Origin of the sequence: Pseudomonas sp. MYb327, from assembly GCF_040438925.1 — a bacterium.
GTDB lineage: Bacteria > Pseudomonadota > Gammaproteobacteria > Pseudomonadales > Pseudomonadaceae > Aquipseudomonas.
Window position 1 is genome coordinate 683230 of the sequence record NZ_CP159258.1, and the last position, 21406, is coordinate 704635.

At 58.6% G+C, this 21406-nt stretch carries 22 protein-coding genes; all 22 read left to right on the forward strand.

The genetic code is table 11. The features are described 5' to 3' along the window. Positions 1 to 9 precede the first annotated feature (9 nt). Positions 10 to 630 (forward strand): pseudaminic acid biosynthesis-associated methylase, encoded by a 621-nt coding sequence (locus ABVN21_RS03040; protein ID WP_339553956.1) that lies wholly within the window; start codon positions 10 to 12, stop codon positions 628 to 630. After that, positions 627 to 1334 (forward strand): pseudaminic acid cytidylyltransferase, encoded by a 708-nt coding sequence (pseF, locus tag ABVN21_RS03045; protein ID WP_339553955.1) that lies wholly within the window; start codon positions 627 to 629, stop codon positions 1332 to 1334. Before ABVN21_RS03040 ends, pseF begins: the two co-directional genes overlap by 4 nt. Further along, positions 1331 to 2833: a UDP-2,4-diacetamido-2,4,6-trideoxy-beta-L-altropyranose hydrolase gene (gene pseG, locus ABVN21_RS03050; RefSeq protein WP_339553953.1), complete on the forward strand. Its 1503-nt coding sequence runs from the start codon at positions 1331 to 1333 to the stop codon at positions 2831 to 2833. Before pseF ends, pseG begins: the two co-directional genes overlap by 4 nt. After that, positions 2826 to 3878 carry a pseudaminic acid synthase gene (pseI, locus tag ABVN21_RS03055; RefSeq protein ID WP_339553952.1) on the forward strand — a complete coding sequence of 351 codons (1053 nt, stop codon included), beginning with the start codon at positions 2826 to 2828 and terminating at the stop codon, positions 3876 to 3878. The genes pseG and pseI overlap by 8 nt, the downstream gene beginning before the upstream one ends. Positions 3879 to 4105: 227 nt before the next feature. Continuing rightward, on the forward strand, positions 4106 to 5032 hold the full coding sequence (locus ABVN21_RS03060) for a ketoacyl-ACP synthase III (protein WP_339553951.1): 927 nt from the start codon (positions 4106 to 4108) through the stop codon (positions 5030 to 5032). Positions 5033 to 5122: 90 nt separating this feature from the next. Continuing rightward, positions 5123 to 6412 carry a 6-hydroxymethylpterin diphosphokinase MptE-like protein gene (locus ABVN21_RS03065; RefSeq protein ID WP_339553950.1) on the forward strand — a complete coding sequence of 430 codons (1290 nt, stop codon included), beginning with the start codon at positions 5123 to 5125 and terminating at the stop codon, positions 6410 to 6412. Beyond that, positions 6409 to 6675: a hypothetical protein gene (locus ABVN21_RS03070; protein WP_339553948.1), complete on the forward strand. Its 267-nt coding sequence runs from the start codon at positions 6409 to 6411 to the stop codon at positions 6673 to 6675. The genes ABVN21_RS03065 and ABVN21_RS03070 overlap by 4 nt, the downstream gene beginning before the upstream one ends. 243 nt (positions 6676 to 6918) lie before the next feature. Continuing rightward, positions 6919 to 7782: a flagellin domain-containing protein gene (locus ABVN21_RS03075; protein WP_339553947.1), complete on the forward strand. Its 864-nt coding sequence runs from the start codon at positions 6919 to 6921 to the stop codon at positions 7780 to 7782. Positions 7783 to 7856: 74 nt separating this feature from the next. Continuing rightward, positions 7857 to 8216 (forward strand): flagellar protein FlaG, encoded by a 360-nt coding sequence (locus tag ABVN21_RS03080; RefSeq protein WP_339553946.1) that lies wholly within the window; start codon positions 7857 to 7859, stop codon positions 8214 to 8216. 82 nt (positions 8217 to 8298) lie between these two features. After that, the gene (gene fliD, locus ABVN21_RS03085; protein WP_339553945.1) at positions 8299 to 9708 is read left to right on the forward strand and encodes a flagellar filament capping protein FliD; all 1410 of its coding nucleotides are present in this window, start codon (positions 8299 to 8301) and stop codon (positions 9706 to 9708) included. Positions 9709 to 9839: 131 nt separating this feature from the next. Beyond that, on the forward strand, positions 9840 to 10235 hold the full coding sequence (gene fliS, locus ABVN21_RS03090) for a flagellar export chaperone FliS (protein WP_339553944.1): 396 nt from the start codon (positions 9840 to 9842) through the stop codon (positions 10233 to 10235). A 10-nt stretch (positions 10236 to 10245) separates the two neighbouring features. Beyond that, complete coding sequence (locus tag ABVN21_RS03095; RefSeq protein ID WP_339553943.1) at positions 10246 to 10542, forward strand: flagellar protein FliT; 297 nt, start codon at positions 10246 to 10248, stop codon at positions 10540 to 10542. Positions 10543 to 10715: 173 nt separating this feature from the next. Next, the gene (locus ABVN21_RS03100) at positions 10716 to 12191 is read left to right on the forward strand and encodes a sigma-54 dependent transcriptional regulator (RefSeq protein WP_034146271.1); all 1476 of its coding nucleotides are present in this window, start codon (positions 10716 to 10718) and stop codon (positions 12189 to 12191) included. Between the two features lie 128 nt (positions 12192 to 12319). Continuing rightward, positions 12320 to 13513 (forward strand): ATP-binding protein, encoded by a 1194-nt coding sequence (locus ABVN21_RS03105; RefSeq protein ID WP_339554057.1) that lies wholly within the window; start codon positions 12320 to 12322, stop codon positions 13511 to 13513. Positions 13514 to 13518: 5 nt separating this feature from the next. Then, a complete protein-coding gene (locus tag ABVN21_RS03110; RefSeq protein ID WP_339553942.1) occupies positions 13519 to 14910 on the forward strand; it encodes a sigma-54 dependent transcriptional regulator in 1392 nt (463 codons plus the stop codon). Positions 14911 to 15122: 212 nt separating this feature from the next. Beyond that, the gene (gene fliE / locus ABVN21_RS03115) at positions 15123 to 15452 is read left to right on the forward strand and encodes a flagellar hook-basal body complex protein FliE (RefSeq protein ID WP_034146274.1); all 330 of its coding nucleotides are present in this window, start codon (positions 15123 to 15125) and stop codon (positions 15450 to 15452) included. A gap of 15 nt (positions 15453 to 15467) precedes the next feature. Further along, the gene (fliF, locus tag ABVN21_RS03120) at positions 15468 to 17255 is read left to right on the forward strand and encodes a flagellar basal-body MS-ring/collar protein FliF (protein WP_339553941.1); all 1788 of its coding nucleotides are present in this window, start codon (positions 15468 to 15470) and stop codon (positions 17253 to 17255) included. Further along, entirely contained in the window at positions 17248 to 18267 is a 1020-nt protein-coding gene (gene fliG, locus ABVN21_RS03125; RefSeq protein WP_007983391.1) for a flagellar motor switch protein FliG, read from the forward strand. The genes fliF and fliG overlap by 8 nt, the downstream gene beginning before the upstream one ends. Positions 18268 to 18271: 4 nt before the next feature. Beyond that, complete coding sequence (fliH, locus tag ABVN21_RS03130; RefSeq protein WP_339553940.1) at positions 18272 to 19069, forward strand: flagellar assembly protein FliH; 798 nt, start codon at positions 18272 to 18274, stop codon at positions 19067 to 19069. Then, complete coding sequence (fliI, locus tag ABVN21_RS03135; RefSeq protein WP_339553938.1) at positions 19059 to 20417, forward strand: flagellar protein export ATPase FliI; 1359 nt, start codon at positions 19059 to 19061, stop codon at positions 20415 to 20417. The genes fliH and fliI overlap by 11 nt, the downstream gene beginning before the upstream one ends. Positions 20418 to 20423: 6 nt before the next feature. Then, entirely contained in the window at positions 20424 to 20873 is a 450-nt protein-coding gene (gene fliJ, locus ABVN21_RS03140) for a flagellar export protein FliJ (protein ID WP_339553936.1), read from the forward strand. Positions 20874 to 21078: 205 nt separating this feature from the next. After that, positions 21079 to 21378, forward strand: coding sequence for an STAS domain-containing protein (locus tag ABVN21_RS03145; protein WP_339553935.1), 300 nt, complete (start codon positions 21079 to 21081; stop codon positions 21376 to 21378). The last annotated feature ends 28 nt before the right edge of the window (positions 21379 to 21406 follow it).

The window sequence follows — 21406 nt, forward strand, 5'->3', positions numbered from 1 at the left end:
AGTTGGGTAATGCGTGAACTGACCGAGCAGGAAAAATTCTGGCGGGGTGACTTCGGCAACCAATACGTCGAGCGTAACGTCGGACAACCGCTGGTGGCGGCCAATCTGGCGTTGTTTGCCAAGGCGCTGGCGCGAGCTGGACGGATAGAAAGCGTAGTGGAGCTGGGCACCAATGCCGGGAACAATTTGCAGGCATTGCATCAACTGCTGCCCCGGTGCGAATTGTTCGGCGTCGAGATCAACGCCAATGCCTGTGCCCAGGCCCAGGCGTTGGATATAGCGCAGATCTGGCACGGTTCACTCTTTGATTTTCCCCGAGAACGCACCTTCGATCTGACTCTGAGCAAAGGTGTGCTGATCCACCTGGCGCCGGAATTGCTGCCGGCTGCTTATGCGCAACTGTATGCGTTGAGCGGGCGTTACATATTAATCGCCGAGTACTACAACCCGTCGCCAGTCGAAGTCTCCTATCGCGGAAACAGCGGCAAGCTGTTCAAGCGTGATTTTGCCGGTGAAATGCTCGATCGTCATGACGACCTGCAACTGGTCGATTATGGTTTTGGCTACCATCGCGATCCGCAATTTCCGGTGGACGATATCACTTGGTTTCTTCTGGAAAAACGCCCTTGAACAGCGTCGCAATCATCCCCGCTCGCGGTGGCAGCAAGCGCATACCACGCAAGAACCTCAAGCCGTTCGACGGCGTGCCGATGATTGCCCGCTCGATTCAAACGGCCGTCGACTCAGGACTGTTCTCTCAGGTTGTGGTCAGTACCGACGACGAAGAAATCGCCGAACTGGCGCGCGCGCACGGCGCGCGGGTGCCGTTCATGCGCCCGGCGGTACTGGCCGACGATTTCACCGGAACTGCCGCAGTGATTGTCCATGCACTGCAAGCCCTGCGCGAGCAAGGCAACCTGTTTGATTACGCCTGCTGCATTTATGCCACTGCGCCGCTGTTGCAAGCGCGCTTTCTCCGGCAGGGGCTGCAACTGCTGGAACAACATCCGGACAAGTCCTATGCGTTCTCGGTGTGTGACTTTGGTTTTCCCGTACAGCGAGCCCTGACCGTTGACGAACAGGGCGCCCTGACCGCGCTTTACCCGGAGTTTCGCGACACCCGCTCGCAGGATTTACCGTCGGCGTTTCAGGACGCGGGGCAGTTTTACTGGGGACGCAGCGGTGCCTGGTCGAGCGGTGAGGTGCTGTATTCACCAATAAGCCTGCCGGTGGTTCTCCCGCGTTTCCTGGTGCAGGACATCGACACGCCTGAAGACTGGAAACGTGCCGAATACCTCTACGCCGCCCTGAAGGCGGGTGGTGAACTGCAATGAGGGTGCTGATCCGTGCCGACGCGTCGCCCACCATTGGCAGCGGCCACATTGCCCGCTGCCTGACCCTGGCTCGAGTGTTGCGCGAGCAGGGCAGTCACGTCGCCTTCGCCTGTCGTCTGTTGCCGGGGCATCGCCTGGAGGCGTTGCAGGCCGAAGGCTTCGAAACCTTCGCGCTCGCCGGCTGCTATGACGGTGAAGACCCCCGGCAAGCGATCGAATCCCTGCTGCCGTGGCAGGCGGACATTGTGGCTATGGGGCAGGCGCTGGAAAGTCATGCGGCGTTCGACTGGATCATCGTCGACCACTACGGCCTCGATCATCACTGGCAGACCGCAGCCCGCCGTTGGGCATCACGAATCGCGGCGGTGGACGATCTCGCCACCCGCACCTACAGCGTCGATCTGCTGCTTAACCAGAACCTTTCAGGTACAGCAGAGGCTTACGTGTCGCTGGCGCCCGGTTGCCGGATGTTGCTCGGCCCACGGTTCGCTCTGCTGCGCGAGGAGTTCAGTGGTCCGGCTATAGAGATCAAGCCTCAGGCCAAGCGGGTGCTGGTGAATTTCGGTGGTTTTGATGCGGCCATGCAGACTTACCACGCGATGCTGGCGCTGGCGGATTTTCATGAGCTGGAAGTTGATTTTGTCGCCGGTGCGGATAACCCCGCCTGGACGCAGATGCAGGTCCTGGCGGCGAGTCGTCCGAATTGGCGGTTGCACAGTTTTGTCAGCGACTTTTACCGATTGATTAAAGAAGCGGACCTGTTTATCGGTGCTGGTGGCGGTACCAGTTGGGAGCGCGCGGCCCTGGGCCTGCCAACGATTTGTATTGCCGTGTCGAATAACCAGCAGGCCAACGCAGACGTGATGGCCGCGATGGGCGCGCATGTTTTCATGGGCGCCCGCGAGCAGGTCAGCATCGAGCAACTGCGTCTGGCTATCGGCTTTGTCGCCGCCAATCAAGGCCTGCGTCAGAGCCTGGCGGCACGTTCCCGAGAGTTGGTCGATGGCCGTGGTGCAAGGCGAGTCGCGGCGGCGCTGTCCGGCGCAGTACTGAACTTGCGTGCGGCGACCCTGGCCGATGCCCAATTGCTGTTTGACGGACGCAATGCTGAGTCGGTACGACGCTGGTCGCTGGAGAGCGGCGTGATCGATTGGCCTGCGCATCTGAACTGGCTGACCGCAAGCCTGAGTAACGCCAGGCGACTGTTGCTGATCGCTGAGGCCGATGATGGTCCGGTCGGCGTGTTGCGGTATGACGTGCGCGGCTTTGCCGCCGAAGTATCGATTTATCTGTTCGAAGATCGACTCGGCCTGGGATGGGGCAGGGCGCTGCTGGAGCGGGGCGAAGCCCTGGTAATGGCTCATTGGCCGCAACTGCAATTGCTCAACGCGACGATAATGCCCGGCAACCAGCCATCGCTGAAGGTTTTTCGCGAAGCCGGTTTCACCCAGAGTGCTTGCGCGTTCACGCGCGTATTGAAGGATCACAGAAATGACTAGCTTCAAGATTGGCGAGCGCCTGATCGGTAACGAAGCGCCGCCGTTCATCATTGCCGAGATGAGTGGCAACCATAACCAGTCCCTCGACGTGGCGCTGCAGATTGTCGAAGCGGCGGCCAGGGCCGGTGCCCATGCCTTGAAGCTGCAAACCTACACCGCCGAAACCATGACCCTGGACATGTGCGACGGAGCGTTTTTCATCAAGGACCCCAATAGCCTCTGGAGGGGCTCCTCGTTGTACGCGCTGTACGAAAAGGCCCATACGCCATGGGAATGGCACGCACCGATTTTTGCCCGGGCCAAAGCGCTGGGCATGCTGGCGTTTTCGACTCCCTTCGATGACACCTCCGTGGACTTCCTTGAAAGCCTCGACGTGCCTGCCTACAAAATTGCCAGTTTCGAAAATACCGACTTGCCGCTGATTCGGCGGGTCGCCGCCACGGGCAAGCCGCTGATTATCTCCACCGGCATGGCCAGCATCGCCGAACTCGACGAAACCGTACGCGCCGCCCGAGAGGCCGGCTGCAAGGAACTGGTGTTGCTCAAATGCACCAGCACTTACCCGGCGACGCCAGCCAACAGTAACGTGCGAACCATTCCCCATTTGCGCGAAATGTTTGGCTGTGAAGTGGGCTTGTCTGACCACTCCATGGGCGTCGGGGTTTCCGTTGCAGCGGTGGCGTTGGGCGCCACGGTGGTAGAAAAGCATTTCACCCTCGATCGAGCCGCTGGCGGGGTAGATGCCAGTTTCTCTCTGGAACCAGCGGAAATGGCCAGCCTGGTTATCGAAACCGAGCGGGCCTGGCAAGCGATGGGGCAGGTGCATTACGGCGTCACCGAGGCCGAGCGTAAATCTCTGGTGTACCGCCGTTCGCTCTATGTGACTCAGGACATGGTAGCCGGCGAGCCCTTCACAACCGCCAATCTGCGGGCCATTCGTCCAGGCCTGGGGCTTGCCCCCAAACACGCTGAAACCGTTCTGGGGCAGCGCGCCCGTCAGGCCATCAAGCGCGGAACACCGCTGGATTGGTCGTTGGTCGAATAACCTGTCGCAGGGCTGATTCAGCAAAATAGCGTGACCTGCGAGTCATAACGCGCATCTTCACTGTATTGTATTAATCGGGAAGTTGGCGCCTGAGGCCTGTCTGGCTCAGTGATGGCCTTTTATTCTTCCCGTTGTCGCCGCCTCGGGGTGACGTTTTCTCTGTTTGTCGGCGCCCCTCGATTCCTTGCGAGCGGTGGTATTGGGCTGTTTATTATTGGGAAGCCGTAATGATTGGCATAAAAAGCATTGCGAGCTACGTTCCTGTAGCCGGCGTGGACAATTACGCACAAGGTGCAAAATTCGAAAAGGATGAAGAGTTCATCCTGGGCAAGATCGGTTCGGCCTTCCTGCCGCGCAAAGGCGCCGATCAGGAAACTTCCGATCTGTGCGTTGAAGCGGCCAATGCGCTGTTTGCCAGCAACCCTGATCTTAAACGCGAATCCATTGATGCGCTGATCGTGGTCACCCAGAACGGTGACGAAGAAGGTCTGCCGCACACGGCCGCCATCGTTCAGGACAAACTGGGCTTGCCGACTACCGTGGCGGCGTTCGATATTTCCCTGGGCTGCTCCGGCTACGTCTATGGCATTTATGCGATCAAGGGCTTCATGGAAGCGGCTGGCCTGAAAAACGGTCTGTTGATCACCGCCGACCCGTATTCGAAGATTGTCGACCCGGAAGACCGTAACACCACCATGCTGTTCGGTGACGCGGCTACCGCTACCTGGATGGGCGAAGACGCCGCGTGGCAATTGGGCAAGGCGAAGTTCGGCACAGACGGTTCTGGCGCGCCCCATCTGAAAGTGACGGATGGCGTATTCTTCATGAACGGTCGTCAGGTGTTCAATTTTGCCTTGATCAAGGTACCTGCGCATCTGCACGAACTGCTGGACGAGTCGGGACTGAAATCCGACGACATCGATGCGTTCTGCATTCACCAGGGCAGTGCGGCGATTGTCGACGCGGTGGCGCGGCGCTTCGAAGGTGAACCGGAAAAGTTCGTCAAGGACATGGTCGAGACCGGCAATACGGTGTCGTCGAGTATTCCGTTGCTGCTGGAAAAACGTATTCTCGATTCCTCCTGGAAGCGAGTCGCGCTCAGCGGTTTCGGCGTGGGGCTCTCCTGGGGGTCGGCGATCATTTATCGTCCCTGAGTGAAAGTCTTTTCATAAACGGCCGATACAAAAAAAGCGTTCAAGGGTTAACCTTGAGCGCTTTTTTGCTTGAAAGGAATGCGAGGCTGCATGAGCGAATGGTTTGAAGACAATGCGCAGGTAATACAGCGGCGCTGGCCGGTGTTGTATTCGCGATTGTTGATGCAGGATGGTGAGATCCAGGTCGAGCTGCTGGAAGGTAGAGACTCGACGTTAAGTGTGGACGGCATTCAGCTCACCAGCCGACATGATCGTCTTCGTGAAGCCCGTGTTCAGGCAGCCAGCCTGCCGCTCGAAAAAACGCAGCTGCACGTCTACGGCACTGGCCTCGGGGATTTGCCCCGGGTGTTGCTGGAACGCCCCGGACTTGAGCGGTTGTATGTACACATCCTCAATGGCGCGCTGTTCAAACTGGTGCTGCAACTCCTTGATCATCGGCAATGGCTTGATCATCCGCGCGTGGAGCTGTTGTTCGCTGGTGATCTGGCCGACATTTACACGCCATTTTTCGCACTGCCCGCCGAAATGCTGCTGGCGGATGACTTCAACGCGAAGACTCGTGATCGACTGGTCAGCGAAGTGCATTTGAGTTTCAACAACCTTGAGTTCGATCCACAGTCACCCTTCATTCAGCAACGCTTGCAGGATTGTCTTGAAGTGTTGCTCGCCGACGACGATGTGGCGCAGTTATTTGGCACTTGTGCAGGTCGGGAAATCTATGTGATCGGTACCGGGCCGACACTCGAGGGGCATTTCCAGCGGTTGGCGGCGGTGCGACGTCAAGCCGAGCGCCCCCTGTTCATTTGTGTTGATACGGCATATCGACCCTTGCGTGAGAACGGGATTGCACCGGACCTGGTGGTGAGTATCGACCAGCGCATTAGTTTTCGGCATTTACCCTTCGAGGCATCCGACGACATCCCACTGGTATATATGCCCATGAGCGATCCGCAAGTGTTGAGGGCCTGGAAGGGCAAGCGCTATGGCGGTTATTCCGCCAGTCCGATTTACGCGCAGTTGCGTCAGCAGCACCCAAGGGCACACTTGCATGTGGGAGGCAGCGTGATCCATCCGGCGGTAGACCTGGCGGTGAAAATGGGCGCTGAGCGCATTACGCTGTTCGGCGCCGACTTTGCCTTTCCGATGAGCAAAACCCACGCCGGCTGGAATGACGGCGACCTTGGGCCGGCGGTCAGTCAGGCTCGGCACTGGGTACTGGATGGGCAGGGGGAGCGCGTCAGGACGCAGCTAAATTTCCGCAGCTACCTGTGTGTGCTTGAGCGTTACATCGCTGGACATCCGCAGGTGAGTTTCTTCAACAGCAGCCGCGCGGGAGCGATGATTGCCGGGACGCAGTTCAATCCGGAGTTCGTGCAATGAGTGCCGGATTGAAATGTGTCAGTGGATGCCGTCAGTGTGCCGGATTGTTCCGATTGGGGCGTGATGTCGAGGCTGCACTGAGCATGGTCGATGTGTTCGAGGAAGCGTACACATTAGTGTTGTCCGCGCCGCAGGATGTTCAACAGTCGTGGACCGGTGTCTTGACTCAAATGTTGGCATGCCAGGAACGCCAGGACTGGTTGGGGCTTGCCGACTTCCTGGAATACGAGTTGGTCGAGCTGCTGGAAAATGTTCCAGCCTGAGGCTGACCGACCGCGCTGGCGCGCGGGTTTGCGTCATGGATGATTTTATGACGTCATTTTTTCGCGGTTGAGGGGGCGCTAAGCCCTTGTTTTCTCGGGGATGGCAGGGTGATGGCAATTTTTTTCAAAAAAGCCCTCAAGCAACCTGCAAACCCGACGATAACTATTACGAAGGTTCTCTAGGCCATACCCGGCGGTTGCCAGGGCCGGAAGCCGCAGTACCCAACCAACGAGGATTTCGTCATGGCTTTAACTGTAAACACCAATACCACATCGTTGAACGTTCAGAAAAACCTGAACCGCGCTTCCGACGCCCTGTCGACTTCGATGTCTCGCCTGTCTTCCGGCCTGAAAATCAACAGCGCTAAAGACGATGCTGCCGGCCTGCAGATCTCCAACCGCATGAGCAGCCAGATCCGCGGCCAGAACGTTGCGATCAAAAACGCCAACGACGGTATCTCGATGGCTCAGACCGCTGAAGGCGCTCTGCAAGAATCCACCAACATCCTGCAGCGCATGCGTGAACTGGCTGTTCAGGCACGTAACGGCACCAACGGTACTGCTGACCAGAAGGCAACCAACGCCGAATTCGCTCAGATGTCTGACGAACTGACTCGTATCGCCGCTTCGACCAACCTGAACGGCAAAAACCTGCTGGACGGTTCGGCTGGCACCATGACCCTGCAAGTGGGTTCCAACACTGGTACTGCCAACCAGATCGACCTGGTACTGAGCTCGAAGTTCGACGCCGTCAACCTGTCCGTAGGTAGCGGTACTGTTGTTCTGACCGGTACTACTGGAGTGTCCGGTGCTGGTACCGCGAACACCAACATCGACAATGCGATCACCGCGATCGACGCTGCCATCGCTGCCATCGGTTCGACCCGTGCAAGCCTGGGTGCTTCGCAAAACCGTCTGACCAGCACCATCTCCAACCTGCAAAACATCACTGAAAACGTTACTGCTGCACAAGGTCGCGTACAAGACACCGACTTCGCCGCAGAAACCGCCAACCTGACCAAGCAGCAAACTCTGCAACAGGCTTCCACCTCTGTTCTGGCCCAGGCTAACCAGCTGCCATCCGCTGTACTGAAGCTGCTTCAGTAATATCGGATTGAGTTTTGGCGGGGGAGTGCGCTTGGCGTGCTCTCTCGCTTTTTACTTTCCAAGAGGTGATGGTCATGGACATGAGCGTAAAGCTGAGTTTGTCTTACCCGGCCCCGAAACCGGCGCTCAGTATTGCTGACAAGCCGGCAGAAAAGCCTCGCACCGAGAGCGCCCATGCGAGTGCCGCCAACAGCGACTCGGATTCGGATAACTCGGAAAAATTGAAGATGGCGGTACAGGAAATCGAAAAGTTCGTTCAGTCGATCAAGCGAAACCTGGAATTCTCCATCGATGAAAAGTCCGGCAAGGTCGTGGTCAAAGTGATCGCTAGCGAGACCGGCGAAGTGGTGCGACAGATTCCGTCGGCAGAAGCGCTAAAGCTGGCTGAAAGCCTGCATAACGCCAGTGCCCTGTTGTTCGATGGAAAAGCCTGACACTGGCATGAAACGTGTTTGTTCGATCCTTGATCACCGATAGTGGTCAAAAGACCGGCGACACACAGATAGGGAGATGCACATGGCAAGTCCAATTTTACCGGGTTCGGGTCTAGGCTCCGGTCTCGACATCGGTGCGATCGTGACCGCGCTGGTCGGTGCCGACAAGTCCGCGAAGCAAACGCTGATCACCAAGCAGACGTCGATCAACACGGCGAAGATCTCTGCTACCGGTTCGTTGAAATCGGCCCTGGCGACGTTCCAGGCTGCCATGGACAAGCTAAACAAGCGCGATGCACCTGCGTTCTCCGGTTTTTCGGCGACTTCGGGTACGCCAACAGCACTGACCGCGACTTCCGACAATACGGCGGTCAACGGCAGCTACAAAATCGAAGTGGTCAAGCTGGCTACCGGTTCCAAAGTTGCGACTGCCTCGTTCGCCGGCGGCGCGACCAGTGCCATTCCGACTGGTACGTTGAAAATCAGTCAAAATGGTATTGATTATCCGGTCACCATCGGGGCGAATGCGACACTGCAGTCGACCCGTGACGCGATCAACAGCACCCTGCAAGACAAGGGTATCACCGCCAACATCATCACCGACGCCAACGGCTCGCGGCTGGTTGTCGGCTCGACCACCACTGGTGCCGGCTCCGATATTTCCATGAGCGGAATCACCGGACTGGTCGTCAATGGCACCACCAAGATGGACGGTACATCGGGTAGTGCCGGTTACATTGACAAGGTGGCCGGTGATGCGCAGATCAAGGTCGACGGCCTGGCAGTTTCCAGCAAGAGCAACACGGTCAGTGGGGCGGTGGGCGGTATCAGCCTGACGCTGCTGGCGGAAAACCAGACGTCGGTCGTGACGGTAGCCACCAATACCGACGGCCTTAAGACTTCGCTGCAGTCGTTTATCGATGCCTACAACGGCGTGATCAATACCTTGACCTCGCTGACCAAGCCGGGCGTGGACGCCGATGGTAATCCGACTTCAGCCGCGATGACCGGGGACTCGTTGCCGCGTAATCTGATTTCGGCCATACGTAATGAGTTGGTGTCTCCCGGTGCGGGCGGTCAACTGGCGGTACTGTCCCAGCTGGGGATTCAGACCGATCAGAAAACCGGTACCCTGACCCTGGATAGCGCCAAGTTCACCAAGGCCATGACGACCCAGGGTTTGAGCAATCAGGTGCAGACGCTGTTCAGCGGAACCGATAGCACCAACGGTCTGTTGTCGCGCATGGGTGAAGCGATCAAGCCTTACTCTCAGACTGGCGGGATCCTCGATCAGCGCAACACTAGTCTGAACAAGGTCAAGAGCGAACTGAGCGCCCAGCAGGTGGCGCTGGATTTGCGCGTGACCAACCTGACCGCCTCTCTGACCGCCAAGTACAACGCGATGGATCTCTTGGTCGGACAGATGAAGGCGACGGCCAGCAACATCACCGGCTTCTTCGCCACGCTGAACGCTCAGAAATCCGCTGACTGATAATGGGCAGATGACAAAAACCCGGCTGCGCTTTTAGCGTGTGCCGGGTTTTTGTCTTCCGAATCTAAAGTTTTTTGGTTCGCGGACGATACACTGGTCATACGAGTCATCAAGTGGCAATGAGGTAGAACATGAATCCGATGTTAGCCCTTCGGCAATATCAGAAAGTTGGGGCGCAAGCCCAGACGTCCGAAGCCAGTCCGCATCGCCTGGTGCAAATGCTCATGGAAGGTGGTCTGGATCGTATCGCCCAGGCCAAAGGCGCGATGGAGCGAAAGGACGTTCCAGGCAAAGGCGTATCGATCAGCAAGGCCATCGGGATCATTGGTGGTTTGCGCGAAGGTCTTGACCTTGAAAAAGCCGCCGACACGGTGGGCGAACTCGACAAGCTTTACGCTTACATGATGAAGCGTCTTGCCGAGGCGAACATCAAGAGCGACCCGCGTATTCTCGATGAAGTCGCCGGTTTGCTGCGCACGGTGAAGGAAGGCTGGGACGCCATTGCCGAGCCGGGTCCGCAGTTTTAAGGAGAGCGCCATGAGTCTTGTATTGCAGCGAATCGAACAAACCCGTGAAGCGTTGGTTGGTGCTTTGGCCGAGCGTAACTGGGAAGCTATCGGTCAATTGGACCTTGATTGCCGTTGCTGCATGGAAGACGTCTTGAGTGAGGCTTCTCTGGATGAAGTGGCGTTGCGCGACAATCTTGAAGAGTTGCTGATGGTCTACAAGCAGTTGCTTGAAGTGGCCATGGGGGAGAGGCAAGCGATAGTCGACGAGATGTCGCAGATCCACCAAGCACAAAACGCGGCAAAGGTTTACCATCTGTTTGGTTAATTAATCCCCGGTTAATCCAAACATAGTGCGCCATAAATTTGACTGTGCACGGTTTTTTGACTTAACTAGTGGCTGGTTCCAGATTTCAGTCGTCTTCAGGCATATCAGGCCTGCAAGCGTTTAGCTTGCCCCAGCATTTTGGGCATTGAGTTGACTAGGGAAGTTGCTATTGCATGTGGCGTGAAACCAAAATTCTGCTGATTGATGACGATAGCGTCCGCCGCCGCGACCTGGCGGTGATTTTAAATTTTCTCGGTGAAGAAAATTTGCCTTGCGGTAGCCATGACTGGCAGCAGGCTGTCGGCTCTTTGTCATCTAGTCGTGAAGTAATCTGTGTCCTCATCGGGACGGTCAACGCTCCTGGCGTGCTGACGGGCTTGTTAAAGACACTCGCTACCTGGGATGAGTTCCTTCCGGTTTTATTGATGGGTGATAATTCTTCCATTGACTTGCCTGAAGACCAGCGTCGCCGTGTGCTTTCGACTCTCGAAATGCCGCCCAGCTACAGCAAATTGCTCGACTCGTTGCACCGTGCCCAGGTCTATCGCGAGATGTATGACCAGGCCCGCGAGCGCGGCCGTCATCGCGAACCCAATCTTTTCCGCAGTCTCGTCGGTACCAGCCGGGCGATTCAGCACGTGCGTCAGATGATGCAGCAAGTTGCCGACACCGATGCCAGCGTCTTGATCCTCGGTGAGTCCGGGACCGGCAAGGAAGTGGTCGCACGTAACCTGCATTACCATTCCAAGCGCCGTGAAGCGCCATTCGTGCCAGTCAACTGCGGTGCGATTCCGGCAGAGCTGCTGGAAAGCGAATTGTTCGGCCATGAGAAGGGCGCCTTCACGGGAGCGATTACCAGTCGTGCCGGGCGTTTTGAATTGGCCAATGGCGGTACGCTGTTCCTCGACGAAATCGGTGATATGCCGCTGCCGATGCAGGTCAAGCTGCTGCGCGTATTGCAGGAGCGTACCTTCGAGCGCGTGGGCAGCAACAAGACGCAAAGCGTCGATGTGCGCATCATCGCCGCGACCCACAAGAATCTCGAAAGCATGATCGAGGTCGGCACTTTCCGCGAAGATTTGTACTACCGTCTGAACGTATTCCCGATCGAGATGGCGCCACTGCGTGAACGTGTCGAAGATATTCCACTGCTGATGAACGAGCTGATCTCGCGCATGGAACACGAGAAGCGTGGTTCGATCCGTTTCAACTCCGCGGCAATCATGTCGCTGTGCCGTCACGGCTGGCCGGGCAACGTCCGCGAACTCGCCAACCTGGTGGAGCGCATGGCGATCATGCATCCGTACGGTGTGATCGGTGTGGTGGAGTTGCCGAAGAAATTCCGCTACGTTGACGACGAAGACGAGCAACTGGTCGACAGCCTGCGCAATGATCTCGAAGAGCGCGTGGCTATCAACGGGCATACACCGGACTTCACTGCCAATGCCTTGCTGCCGCCGGAAGGCCTGGATCTCAAGGACTACCTCGGTGGTCTGGAGCAGGGGTTGATTCAGCAGGCGCTGGATGATGCCAATGGCATCGTGGCGCGCGCTGCCGAGCGGCTGCGCATCCGTCGCACCACGCTAGTGGAAAAGATGCGCAAATACGGCATGAGTCGTCGTGATGGTGATGAACAGGCGGATGATTGACGCCTGTTTTTCAAGTTCTTCATTTATAGGCGGTTTTTTTTAGGCACGGGTATTGCTAAGTCCCTCGCAACGTTCCGTTTCAATGACGGTCAGCCAAGCGAGAGAGCACGATGCCCCAAGCCGCCCAGATGTCTCCTGTCCCTGACTCCCTGGGGCAATCGTCGTCCGTAGAGCAGGCAAGCCGGCTTGGCCTTGAGCAGGCGTTTGCGCTGTTCAACCAGATGTCGAGCCAACTGACCGATTCCTACAGCATGCTCGAAGCACGGGTAACGGAGCTCAAGGGCGAGTTGGCGGTAGTCAGCGCCCAGCGTATGCAAGAGTTGGCGGAAAAAGAACGCCTGGCCAATCGACTGCAAAACCTCCTCGATCTATTGCCTGGTGGCGTAATCGTCATCGACGCCCAAGGCATCGTGCGTGAAGCCAACCCTGCCGCATGTGAACTGCTTGGTTTGCCTCTGGAAGGCGAGTTGTGGCGCCATGTCATTGCCCGTTGTTTTGCGCCCCGTGAAGATGACGGTCACGAAGTCTCCCTCAAGGATGGTCGGCGTCTGTCGATTGCCACGCGTTCACTGGATGCCGAGCCCGGTCAGTTGGTGCTGCTCAATGACCTGACTGAAACCCGTCATCTCCAGGATCAACTGGCCCGCCATGAACGCCTGTCGTCCCTTGGTCGCATGGTCGCTTCTCTGGCTCACCAGATTCGCACGCCGTTGTCCGCCGCCTTGCTCTACGCCAGTCATTTGACTGAGCAGGCGTTGCCGGTCGAGACCCAGCAACGTTTTGCCGGTCGCCTTAAAGAGCGACTGCATGAGCTGGAGCATCAAGTGCGCGACATGTTGGTGTTCGCCCGTGGCGAGCTGCCTTTGACGGATCGGGTAACCCCCAAACAATTGATGCAATCGTTGCAGGCGGCGGCGCTGACCCATGTGCAAGATCTGCCGATCCGTTGGCAGTGCGACAGTCATCACGGCGAGTTGCTGTGCAGTCGCGATACCTTGGTCGGCGCGATCCTCAACCTCATCGAAAACGCCATTCACGCCAGTGCCGGTGATGTGCGCTTGAAGGTCCATCTATATACCCGGGAAAACACTCTGCGACTGTGCGTCAGTGATAGCGGCAGCGGCATCGCTGACGCCGTGCTGGCGCGTCTGGGTGAGCCGTTTTTCACCACCAAATCCACCGGAACCGGCCTCGGGCTGACGGTGGTCAAAGCGGTTGCGCGTGCCCATCAGGGAGAATTGCAATTGCGCTCGCGGCTCGGTCGCGGCACCTGCGCGCAGGTGATCCTGCCGTTGTTCAGCAACGCTCAGGGAGCGGAGTGAAGGTCATGGGTATCAAGGTTTTACTGGTCGAGGATGACCGCGCTTTACGCGAAGCGCTGGCGGATACGCTGTTGCTCGCCGAGCACGATTACAAGGCCGTCGGTTCCGCGGAAGAGGCCCTCGCCGCTGTCGGGGCCGAAGCGTTCAATCTGGTGCTCAGTGACGTCAACATGCCAGGTATGGATGGTCATCAGTTGCTCGGTTTGTTGCGAGCGCGTCAGCCGCAATTGCCTGTGTTGCTGATGACCGCACACGGCGCTGTGGAGCGGGCGGTTGATGCGATGCGTCAGGGTGCGGCGGATTATCTGGTCAAGCCGTTCGAGCCGAAGGCATTGCTCGACCTGGTTGCGCGCCATGCCTTGGGTAGTCTGGGTGCAGGCGAAAGTGAAGGGCCGGTGGCGGTCGAACCGGCCAGTGCGCAATTGCTCGAATTGGCGGCGCGGGTTGCACGCAGTGATTCGACGGTGTTGATCTCCGGCGAATCCGGGACCGGCAAGGAAGTGTTGGCGCGTTACATTCACCATCACTCCCACCGTGCCAGTCAGCCATTCATTGCGATCAACTGCGCCGCGATCCCGGACAACATGTTGGAAGCCACGTTGTTCGGTCACGAAAAAGGCTCGTTCACCGGCGCCATTGCGGCGCAGGCTGGCAAGTTCGAACAGGCCGATGGCGGGACAATCCTGCTCGACGAAATTTCCGAAATGCCCTTGGGGCTGCAGGCCAAACTGCTGCGTGTGCTGCAGGAACGCGAGGTCGAGCGGGTGGGGGCGCGCAAGCCGATCACGCTGGATATTCGTGTGGTCGCGACCACCAACCGGGATCTGGCCGGGGAAGTGGCGGCGGGGCGTTTCCGTGAAGATCTTTACTATCGCCTTTCGGTTTTTCCGCTGGCCTGGCGTCCGTTGCGCGAGCGCACCGCCGACATTCTGCCATTAGCCGAGCGACTGCTGGCCAAGCACGTCAATAAAATGAAGCATGCCGCGGCGCGACTGTCGCCCGAGGCGCAGGCGTGTCTGATCGGCTATCCGTGGCCGGGTAACGTGCGTGAGCTGGACAATGCGATTCAGCGCGCGTTGATCTTGCAACAGGGCGGCTTGATCCAGCCTGAGGATTTTTGCCTGGCCGGTCCGGTTGCCTGCGCGCCATTGCCGATGTTATCGACTGCGCCAACGCCGCTGCGGGCCGTGGAAGTTGAAGCCGAGTCTGCCGGGGCGTTGGGCGATGACCTGCGCCGCCGTGAATTCCAGATGATTATCGACACCTTGCGCACTGAGCGTGGCCGCCGCAAAGAGGCAGCAGAGCGCCTGGGAATCAGCCCGCGCACCCTGCGCTACAAGCTGGCGCAGATGCGCGATGCCGGAATGGATGTGGAAGCTTATCTGTTCGCCACCTGATTCAGGAGCTTCCCTGTAGGAGCTGGCTTGCCAGCGATAGCGGTGTCGCAGCCGCCATCGAATCGCTGGCAAGCCAGCTCCTACAGAGCGTTGAGATGAGAGGTTGGTAGAGCTTTTGTATAGCGTAGCCACGGAGCTGGCACCCTTGTTGCTACACCTGACTATCCGCCGAGTGAGTGTCAAAAAATTGCGGGTCGCCAAAGAGAGAAATCATGAGCCAAGGTATTGAATTCAATCGGTTGATGCTGGACATGCGCGCCATGCAAATGGACGCCATGTCTGCGCCGAAATCGACTGCCGCCGTCCCTGAACTGAATGGCAGCAGCTTTTCCGACATGCTCGGTCAGGCCGTCAATAAAGTGAACGACACCCAGCAGGCTTCCACTCAGTTGGCCAGTGCCTTCGAGATCGGCAAGAGCGGCGTCGACCTGACCGACGTGATGATTTCCTCGCAAAAGGCCAGCGTGTCGTTCCAGGCATTGACCCAGGTGCGTAACAAGTTGGTTCAGGCTTACCAAGACATCATGCAGATGCCGGTTTAAGGACGAGATTGAGTCATGGCAGAAGCAGTCGCCGATAATGTTCCGGCCAAGGCCACTCCGATAGACGGCAAGCCGCCGCTGTTCGGTTTGTCCTTCCTGGAGAATCTTTCAGAGATGACCATGTTGCGTCAGGTAGGCCTGTTGGTCGGTCTGGCGGCGAGTGTGGCGATTGGTTTTGCCGTGGTGTTGTGGTCCCAGCAACCGGACTACCGGCCTCTTTACGGCAGCCTTGCCGGCATGGACGCCAAGCAGGTCATGGATACCCTGGCCTCTGCCGATATTCCCTACACCGTTGAGCCCAACTCAGGTGCCTTGCTGGTCAAGGCCGATGACCTGTCCCGTGCACGCCTGAAACTGGCGGCGGCTGGTGTCACTCCCAGCGACGGCAACATCGGTTTTGAAATCCTCGACAAGGAGCAAGGCCTGGGCACCAGCCAGTTCATGGAGGCGACCCGCTACCGTCGTGGTCTCGAAGGCGAACTGGCGCGGACCATCTCCAGTCTGAACAACGTCAAGGGCGCCCGCGTGCACCTGGCGATTCCGAAGAGTTCGGTGTTTGTGCGCGACGAGCGCAAGCCAAGTGCTTCGGTTCTGGTTGAACTCTATTCCGGCCGCTCGCTGGAGCCTGGACAGGTCGTCGCCATCATCAATCTGGTAGCGACCAGCGTTCCTGAGCTCAGCAAGTCGCAGATCACCGTTGTCGACCAAAAGGGCAATCTGCTCTCCGATCAGGCGGAAAACTCCGAACTGACCATGGCCGGCAAGCAATTCGATTACAGCCGTCGCATGGAAAGCATGCTCACCCAGCGCGTGCACAACATCCTGCAACCGGTACTGGGCAACGATCGCTACAAGGCGGAAGTCTCGGCCGATGTGGATTTCAGTGCCGTCGAATCGACGTCCGAACAGTTCAACCCGGACCAGCCAGCGCTGCGCAGCGAGCAGTCGGTCAACGAACAACGTACCGCCAGCAATGGCCCGCAAGGCGTGCCGGGTGCCCTGAGCAACCAACCGCCCGCGCCGGCCTCCGCGCCGCAAACCACCGGAGGCGCCACGGCGTCGGCCGGCATGGTGCAGCCAGGCCAGCCACTGCTGGACGCCAATGGTCAGCAGATCATGGACCCGGCCACCGGCCAGCCGATGCTCGCACCGTATCCGGCGGACAAGCGTCAACAATCCACCAAGAACTTCGAGCTCGACCGTTCCATCAGCCACACCAAACAGCAGCAAGGCCGTTTGAATCGCCTGTCGGTGTCGGTGGTAGTGGATGATCAGGTCAAGATCAATCCGGCCAATGGCGAAACTACCCGTGCGCCGTGGAGCGCCGATGAGCTCGCGCGCTTCACCCGTCTGGTGCAAGACGCCGTCGGCTTCGATGCCAGCCGTGGCGACAGCGTCAGCGTGATCAACATGCCGTTCTCCTCTGAGCGCGGTGAAGTGATAGCCGATATTCCGTTCTACTCGCAGCCGTGGTTCTGGGACATCGTCAAGCAAGTGCTGGGCGTGTTGTTCATCCTGGTGCTGGTGTTCGGTGTGCTGCGTCCGGTGCTCAACAACATCACCGGTGGCGGCAAAGGCAAGCAGTTGGCCGGTATTGGCAGCGATGTCGAGTTGGGTGGCATGGGGGGGCTGGATGGCGAACTGGCCAACGACCGCGTCAGCCTCGGCGGCCCGCAAAGCATCTTGCTGCCGAGCCCGAGCGAAGGCTATGACGCACAGTTGAACGCAATCAAGAGTCTGGTGGCAGAAGATCCGGGTCGCGTGGCCCAGGTCGTGAAAGAGTGGATTAACGCAGATGAGTGATAACCGAGCCGTTGCCGCCAAACTGTCCAAGGTCGACAAAGCCGCAATCCTGCTGCTGTCCCTCGGTTCTACCGACGCTGCCCAGGTGCTGCGCCACATGGGGCCCAAAGAGGTCCAGCGTGTGGGTGTGGCCATGGCGCAGATGGGTAACGTGCACCGCGAGCAAGTCGAACAGGTGATGAGCGAGTTCGTCGACATCGTCGGCGACCAGACCAGCCTCGGCGTCGGCTCCGACGACTACGTACGCAAAATGCTCACCCAGGCGCTGGGCGAAGACAAGGCCAACGGCCTGATTGATCGCATCCTGTTGGGCGGCAACACCAGTGGCCTCGACAGCCTGAAGTGGATGGAACCGCGCGCCGTCGCCGACGTGATTCGTTACGAGCACCCGCAGATCCAGGCGATCGTCGTGGCGTATCTCGATCCGGATCAGGCCGGCGAAGTGCTGGGCAACTTCGACCACAAAGTACGGCTGGACATCATTCTGCGCGTTTCGTCGTTGAACACTGTGCAGCCCGCCGCGCTGAAAGAACTCAACCAGATTCTCGAGAAGCAGTTCTCCGGTAATTCGAATGCATCGCGTACCACCCTGGGTGGTATCAAGCGTGCTGCCGACATCATGAACTTCCTCGACAGCTCGATCGAAGGTCAACTGATGGACTCGATCCGCGAAGTCGACGAAGACCTGTCCGGTCAGATCGAAGACCTCATGTTCGTGTTCAACAACCTGGCCGATGTCGACGACCGCGGTATCCAGGCCTTGCTGCGCGAAGTGTCCTCCGACGTGCTGGTCCTGGCCCTCAAGGGTTCGGACGAAGGCGTCAAGGAAAAGATCTTCAAGAACATGTCCAAACGTGCGGCCGAACTGTTGCGCGACGACCTCGAGGCCAAAGGCCCAGTGCGCGTCAGCGACGTGGAAACCGCGCAGAAGGAAATCCTCACCATCGCTCGCCGTATGGCCGAGGCCGGAGAAATCGTTCTCGGCGGCAAGGGCGGCGAGGAAATGATCTAACGCCATGGCCAAGCATGATGATTCACCCACTGACCTGATCCGGGCCAGGGATGTCAGTGGTTTTGATACCTGGGCGCTGCCCAGCTTCGACCCGCCCGCACCCGAGCCTGAACCGGAGCCGGAACCCGAGCCGCCGGAAATGGAAGAAGTGCCGCTGGAAGAAGTCCAGCCACTGACTCTCGAAGAGCTCGAAAGCATTCGCCAGGAAGCCTACAACGAAGGCTTCGCCACGGGTGAGCGGGAAGGATTCCATAGCACCACGCTCAAGGTTCGCCAGGAAGCCGAAGTGGCGCTGGCGGCCAAGATTGCCGGTCTTGAGCAATTGATGAAGCATCTGTTCGAGCCCATTGCCGAGCAGGACACCCAAATCGAAAAATCCCTGGTCGATCTCGTGCAGCACATCACCAAACAGGTGATTCAGCGCGAACTGGCCATTGATTCGACCCAAATCGAACACGTCATGCGCGAGGCCCTCAAGCTCTTGCCGCTGGGCGTTGGCAATGTGCGGCTGTACATCAATCCACAGGATTTCGAACAGGTCAAAGCCCTGCGCGAGCGTCATGAAGAAACCTGGCGCATCGTCGAAGACGAGGCCATGTTGCCCGGCGGTTGCCGGGTCGAAACCGAACACAGCCGGATCGATGCCACGGTCGAAACCCGCGTCAAGCAAGTCATGGACAAACTGTTCGATCAGCTTCATGACCAAGCGTTGCACCCGGCAGCGCCGGATCTGAGCCTAGAGTTGCCGGTCGAAGCGAAACCCGTGAACCCGCCACAACCGGACGCGCCTGATGCGCCTTGATCGCACCAGTTTCGCCAAGCGCCTGGGCAGTTACGCCGAGGCCGCGACACTGGCCGGCGCACCGATCCTCGAAGGCCGCCTGTTGCGCATGGTCGGCCTGACCCTCGAAGCCGAAGGCCTGCGCGCCGCCATGGGCAGCCGCTGCATGGTCATCAACGACGACAGCTACCACCCGGTGCAGGTTGAAGCCGAAGTCATGGGTTTTTCCGGCAGCAAAGTGTTCCTGATGCCGGTTGGCAGTGTCGCTGGTATTGCTCCCGGTGCTCGTGTCGTTCCCCTGTCTGACAGCGGTCGCTTGCCGATGGGCATGAGCATGCTTGGCCGCGTGCTCGATGGCGCAGGCCGTGCGCTGGACGGCAAGGGCGGGATGAAGGCCGAAGACTGGGTTCCGATGGACGGCCCGACCATCAACCCGCTCAAGCGTGAACCGATCAGCGAGCCGCTGGACGTGGGCATTCGCTGCATCAATGGCATGTTGACGGTTGGGCGCGGTCAGCGACTCGGTCTGTTCGCCGGTACCGGCGTGGGTAAATCCGTGTTGTTGGGCATGATGACTCGTTTCACCGAGGCCGACATTATCGTCGTCGGGCTGATCGGCGAGCGGGGTCGTGAAGTTAAAGAGTTCATCGAGCACATCCTTGGTGAAGAAGGCCTCAAGCGTTCGGTGGTGGTGGCGTCCCCGGCGGACGATGCTCCGCTGATGCGGTTGCGCGCCGCCATGTACTGCACGCGTATCGCCGAATATTTCCGCGACAAGGGCAAGAACGTCCTGTTGCTGATGGACTCACTGACCCGTTTCGCCCAGGCTCAGCGGGAAATCGCTCTGGCCATCGGCGAACCGCCGGCGACCAAAGGTTATCCGCCGTCAGTGTTCGCCAAATTGCCGAAACTGGTGGAGCGGGCCGGTAATGCCGAGAAGGGCGGCGGTTCGATCACTGCCTTCTACACCGTGCTATCCGAAGGCGATGACCAGCAAGACCCGATTGCCGACTCGGCGCGGGGCGTGCTCGACGGACACATCGTGCTGTCGCGACGACTGGCCGAGGAAGGTCATTACCCGGCTATCGATATCGAGGCGTCTATCAGCCGGGTCATGCCGGCGGTGGTGTCGCCGGAGCATATGACCCGTGCGCAGTATTTCAAGCAGTTGTGGTCGCGTTATCAGCAGAGCCGCGATTTGATCAGCGTCGGCGCCTACGTCGCCGGCGGCGATCGCGAGACTGACCTGGCGATTTCGCTGCAACCGCAGTTGGTCAAATACCTGCGTCAGGGCCTCAACGACAGCATCAGCCTGGGCGAAAGCGAAGCGTACCTCGCGTCGATCTTCGCGCCCGCGGCGGGCGGTTAACCGCTCATGGCCCAGACTCGGGCAGGGCGTCTGGCGCCCGTGGTGGAAATGGCCGAGAAGGCCGAGAAAACCGCGGTGCAGCGTCTCGGGCATTTCCAGGGCCAGGTGCGGTTGGCGGAAAGCAAGCTCGCCGACCTCGAAGCGTTTCGTCTCGACTATCAGGAACAGTGGATCGTGCGCGGCAGCAGCGGCGTTTCCGGCCAGTGGCTGTTGGGTTATCAAGGGTTCTTGGCGCAATTGGGCACGGCCATCGACCAGCAACGGCAAAGCCTGGCCTGGCATCAGAACAATCTGAACAAGGCGCGGGAAACCTGGCAGCAGGCATTTGCTCGTGTCGAAGGTTTGCGCAAACTGGTGCAGCGATACATGGATGAAGCGCGGGCGCTTGAAGATAAGCGCGAACAGAAGTTGCTGGATGAATTGTCCCAGCGGTTGCCGCGTCAGGATGCGTATTGAATCAGGTTAACCGCGTTATCGTTCATCGCGGGCAAGCCACGCTCCCACAGGATTAGTCGTTCTTGAAATGTAGCCAATCCTGCAGGGGCGTGGCTTGCCCACGAAGGCGGTGTGAAGGACGCCACGATGTCCAAGCCTTGCCCCAACCTCTACCAAATGCTAAACCTTGTACGAGAAGGTTCCCCAATGACAAGGAAGCCATGACATGTCAGTTGTTGCAGAAATCTCTCCTGATGGACAAACGCTGACGATATCGGTCAAGGGACGATTCGATTTCGCCAAGCATCAGGAATTTCGCGAATCCTACGAGAACAAAGAGTTGGCAGAAGTGGTGGTTGACTTGAAGGATGCGACCTACCTCGATAGCTCGGCACTGGGCATGCTGCTCCTGCTGCGTGACCACGCCGGTGGCGAGAACTCCGACATTCGCGTCGTCAACAGCAGTTCTGATGTGCGGAAAATCCTCGCGATTTCCAACTTCGACAAACTGTTCGACATCAGTTGATTACCGTGCAATCTGCACCCGAATCGTT